A 4,863-nucleotide genomic window follows, 5' to 3' on the forward strand; every position below is an offset into this window, starting at 1 on the left:
GTCGGGACACTCGATGATTCCCTGGTGGGTGGACAGATCACGGCAAAGGCACACACTGTGGTGGCCAGTCAGTGCCTGGGTCACACCCTGGATGGAAACCATCCCTACAAGTATCAACGTCAGTGCCCCGTCGTAGGATCGTGTGCAGAGGGAAGGGAGGAACGCCATGCCGACTCCACACCCCCTGGCGCCCAGACAGTGGCTGTCCACGCAGAATCCGACACCGCCACCGCCCCTGGTGTCCGATCTCCACGATCCCACGGTGACCCCCACCTGCGTCATCATGGAGTCGGACCAGACCGCGGGACTGCTCCTCTACGTAGCCGGCACGGTCCTCGACGGCGGACTGCGCCTCGACCTCGAATTCGGCGGGTCCGGTCCCGTCGACGAACTCCCCACGATCTGGGACCACATCGCCCGGGCACATCCCGGGCGTTCCGTCATCATCGCCTGTTCGGGGTTCCACTCCACCGCGGTGCACGCCGCCTGCGCCGCCCTGGCCGTCGACTGCGGGCTGCCGGTGGATCGGATCGCCCAGGTGTCCGCCCGCGCCCGCTCCCACCTGTTCACCTACCGCCCGGCCCTGTGCCGGGCCGGGGCGACCCTCCTGAACGTGGCCGAGCTGGACCGGCGCATGGCGGAGCTGGCCACCCAGGACGCGGACCCCGGACAGCAGCCGCGCATCGTGCGCCCGCCCACTTCGTGGCAGCCGGCCCTGCACAGCAGGGACTACCGGTGCCGCGGCTCCTTCGACACCGTCTACACCGACGGCTCGCTCATCCACTTCACCGGCCAGGGGGCCGGTTGCGCGCTGGCCTCCGACGGCCGTTGGGTGGTCTCCCCCGTCGCCAACGCCCACAATCCGCTCCACGCCGAACTCGAAGCCGTCTACAACGCGCTGTGCCTGTCGCTGTACTCGGACGCGCCGCGAATCACCATCGTGACGGACTCCCAGCAGACGGTACAGCTGTTGCAGATGGAGCCCAGGATGGCACTGCGACTGCCCTGGCTGGACTCGTGGAACAACACCGTTCTGCGCCGCGCCCACCGGCTGCTCGCACACGGACCCGCACAGATCTCCCTGCGCTGGACCAGGGGCCATAACGGAGATCCGCTCAACGAGGCCTGCGACCGGGTCGCCCGCTTCGTCGCGCGGGCCCGCGGTTGGGACCTGTTGGGCGGGGTCACCGCCTCGCGGGTGGAGGAGATCATCGCCGACGAGGTGCGCTCGCGCGGCGGCGACTAGCGGCTCAGTCGAGCGTCTGCTCGCCCACCGGCAGTCCCAGGTAGTACATATGGGCGGCGGTCTCCGCGAGCGCTGCATACAGGTTGAAGTCGTGCAGGGCCGCGAAACCGCGGGACCAGTGCAGCCCCTGGGCCAGGGAGTACACGGAGTGGTCATCGGTTTCGGCCAGCCGCGCGCGGATCTCGTCGAGGCGCTGCGCGTGGTGCTCGGAGATCGCCTGCGCGCGCTCGTGCAGGCCGGCGAAGCGGAAGCCGTGGGCCGGCAGCACCTGCAGATCGGCGTCGAGTCCCTGCATCCGGTCCAGGGATTTCAGGTAGTCGCCGAGGCTGTGGGTCAGCGAGCCGGAGTCCAGGCCGATGTTCGGGGTGATGGTGGGCAGCACGTGGTCCCCGGAGATGAACGCCGCATGGTCCTCGTCGATGAAGGCCGTGTGGCCGTAGGTGTGGCCGGGAGTCCACAGGCCACGCACCGTGCGCCCGGTCAGCGGCAGCACGTCCTGATCGTGCATGACGATGAGGTTCTGCGGCGGGGCGAAGCGCACGGCGGGGCGGTCGCCGAAGTGTTCGGCGGCCTCGGCCCCGGAATCCGGTGCCGCGGAAGCCGCGGCGGCGCTCTTGCCCAGTGCCTCGATGAGCGCGGTGGCAGAGCTCTGTCCGGCGGTCTTCCGGCCGGCACCCCGGCGGTCGACCTCGGTGCGGCGTTCCTCCGGGACCCCGTACAGGGAGACGATGTCGACGTCCGCGGCGGCGCCGTTGGAGGGGTTGACCTGGCCCAGAGCGAAGGTCTGCAGGGCCTCCAGGTCGTGCCGCTGCAGGGCCACCCACATATCGGGGTTGTGCTGCAGGAGCTGGGGCACCAGGCCCAGGTGGTCCCGGTGGTAGTGGGTGATGGCCACGCCGTTGACCTGATCGGGGCGGAAGCCGATCTGCGCCAGGCCCTCGGTCAGCCGCTGCATCTGTTCGAGCCCGTCCCAGCCAGGGTCGATGAGGCTGACGCCGGTGTCCTCGAGCAGCGCATAGCAGTAGGTGTAGACCAGCGGGTTGTTGGGAATCGGCACTGGGATCGCCCATGTGGCCGGTCCGACCTGTTCAACCGCGGGGGCGATGCGATCCTTCCATCCCTGTTCCTGCGACCTGCTCAGCGCCTCGATGGCCATGCGCCTCAACTCCCTTGTTGACTTCGCCGTGTGCAACGTCGAACTGCCTGCAACGTTGACTTAACGTTCGTTCATTTACATCCACGGCCCACTATAGCGCCGTCACCCGGGAGACGATCCACCGGAGGACTGTATAACCTCGATATTTAGAATGGGTGCATGGAACGCTTCCCGCGCAGACTCCTGGTGCCCATGATCGCCGGCACGATCCTCAACCCGATCAACACCTCGATCGTGGCCGTCGCGCTGGTCCCCATCGGCATCGCGTTCGGCGCTCCACCCGCACAGACCGCCTGGCTGGTCTCCGGGCTCTACATCGCCACCTCGATCGGCCAACCGCTGACCGGCCGCCTGGTCGACGTGTACGGCCCCAAGCGGATGTTCCTGCTCGGCGCCGCCCTGGTGACCGTTGCCGGCATCCTGGCCACCGCCGCACCCACCCTGTGGGTCCTGATCGCAGCCAGGGCACTGTTGGGACTGGGCACCTGCGCCGCCTATCCCGCGTCCATGACACTCATCCGCAGGGTCTGCGACGCCCGGGGACTCGCCAGTCCCGCCGGGGTGCTCACCGCACTCACGATGACGGTCCAGACCGTCGCGGTCGTCGGGCCCACCCTGGGTGGCCTGCTCATCGACATCGGCGGGTGGCGCGCCACCATGGCCGTCAACATCCCGCTCGGGCTGATCGCCCTGGTGCTGGGCAGCCGACTGCTGCCCGACCTCGGCCACAGGGCCGAGGCGGCCGCCGGATCGGATGGCAGCGGCGGGCGGGGCGCGGCCTCGGGGGCCTCCTCTGGTTCGGCGCACCCCGCGTCCGCGGTCCGGGTCCCACTCGACTGGCCGGGGGTCCTCTGCTTCGCCGTCGGCCTGACCGGCCTGCTGCTGTTCCTGATGGAGCCCGACCTGGGCCACCTGTGGGCACTGGTGCCCGGAGTGCTGGCCCTGGCCGGATTCGCCTGGCGCGAGCTGCGAACTGCCGAACCCTTCATCGACCTGCGCGTACTGGGCGCGAATCCGGCCCTGCTGACCACGTACGTGCGCGGTACGACCGTCATGGTCATCCAGTACGGCTTCATCTACGGCTTCACCCAGTGGCTGCAGCAGGGCGCGGGGCTGAGCCCGTCCCTGGTCGGCCTCGTCCTGTTGCCGACCTTCGGCGTGGCCCTGTTGGTCTCCGCCGTCTTCGGGCGCCGCCCGCGCATCCGGGCGAACCTCTTGGTCGGCGGAGTCCTGCAACTCGTCGTCGCAGTGTCCCTCCTGTTGCTGTACCCGGCCACGCCGGTCTGGGTGTACTTCCTGATCACGGCGGTGCTGGGCATCCCCCAGGGACTGCTCAGCCTGTCGAACCAGAATGCGATGTACCACCAGGCCGATCCCGCGACGATCGGAGCGGCGTCCGGACTGTTGCGGACCTTCCAGTACCTGGGTGCCGTCACCGCCTCGGCAGTCTCGGGTCTGGTGTTCGGCGCACGCGCCGACACCCCCGGAATGCATTCCCTGGCCTGGGTGATGGTGATCGTCGCGGTGCTCACCATCGTCCTGACTGCGGGCGACCGCAGCCTGGCGCGGCTGCCGCGGTCGGACGGGAAATCGAAATAGGACCCCCGGTGCCAGGACCGGGCGCCGGGGCCTGGCCGGGCGCCGGTCATCCGGCCACCCGAACCAGCACCCAACCGAACACGAACGATAGAGGAGTCATCATGACACTTTCGACCATCGACCCGAAGACGGCCCTGCTCATCGTCGATCTGCAGAAGGGAATCGCGGGCACGGACCACCCGGTCATCGACGCGGTGGTGGACCGCTCCGCCCGCCTGGCCGGGGCCTTCCGGGCGGCCGGGCAGACCGTGGTGCTCATCAACGTCGCCGGAGCCCCCGGTGGGCGGACCGAGTCGAACAGGGGAGCCGCCCCCGTCCAGCGACCCGCCGGCTGGACGGAACTGCGCCCGGAGCTGGAGCGCGACGCCGACGACGTCCTCATCACCAAGCACACCTGGGGCGCCTTCCACGGCACCGACTTGGACGCGCAGCTGCGCGAGCGCGGAGTCACGCAGGTCTTCGTCACGGGGATCGCGACCTCGAAGGGCGTCGAGTCCACCGCGCGCGGCGCCCATGAGCACGGCTACCACGTGGTGCTGGTGACCGATGCGATGTTCGACCGGGATTCCCGAGCGCACGAGTCCGCGATCGAGTTGATCTTCCCGCAGCTGGGCGAAGTCACGACCACGGCCGAGGTGCTGGACCGGCTGGGCTGATCCGGTCCGTCGGGTGCCGTGTCCCGGCCTCGGCATCACATGCGCAAACCTGCAGTACATGCGCGTATATGCGTATGTACGCTCTGTGTCAAGCTGTGTGGAGTCACTCGGGCTAGTTTCTGACTGCTTCGTGCTCCGGCAGGTTGATACCCACGACGTGGGGCGGCTTCGGAGTCACCGGACGTGACTTGAAGCGTCCCCGGTGT

At 68.9% G+C, this 4,863-nt stretch carries 4 protein-coding genes; 3 read left to right on the plus strand and 1 reads right to left on the minus strand.

Annotation, left to right across the window (positions count from 1 at the left end):
• The first annotated feature begins 166 nt into the window (after window positions 1–166).
• Window positions 167–1,246 carry a ribonuclease H family protein gene (locus tag NQ034_RS15945; protein ID WP_257050008.1) on the plus strand — a complete coding sequence of 360 codons (1,080 nt, stop codon included), beginning with the start codon at window positions 167–169 and terminating at the stop codon, window positions 1,244–1,246.
• A gap of 4 nt (window positions 1,247–1,250) precedes the next feature.
• Here NQ034_RS15945 and NQ034_RS15950 read toward each other — a convergent pair whose 3' ends face one another.
• Window positions 1,251–2,402 carry an MBL fold metallo-hydrolase gene (locus tag NQ034_RS15950; RefSeq protein WP_257050009.1) on the minus strand — a complete coding sequence of 384 codons (1,152 nt, stop codon included), beginning with the start codon at window positions 2,400–2,402 and terminating at the stop codon, window positions 1,251–1,253.
• A 159-nt stretch (window positions 2,403–2,561) separates the two neighbouring features.
• Between NQ034_RS15950 and NQ034_RS15955 the strand changes: the two genes are divergently transcribed.
• Window positions 2,562–4,001 (plus strand): MFS transporter, encoded by a 1,440-nt coding sequence (locus tag NQ034_RS15955; RefSeq protein WP_257050010.1) that lies wholly within the window; start codon window positions 2,562–2,564, stop codon window positions 3,999–4,001.
• Between the two features lie 101 nt (window positions 4,002–4,102).
• A complete protein-coding gene (locus NQ034_RS15960) occupies window positions 4,103–4,657 on the plus strand; it encodes an isochorismatase family protein (RefSeq protein ID WP_257050011.1) in 555 nt (184 codons plus the stop codon).
• Window positions 4,658–4,863 lie beyond the last annotated feature (206 nt).

The sequence above is a fragment of the Brevibacterium moorei genome, from assembly GCF_024580735.1.
Classification (GTDB): Bacteria; Actinomycetota; Actinomycetes; order Actinomycetales; family Brevibacteriaceae; genus Brevibacterium; species Brevibacterium moorei.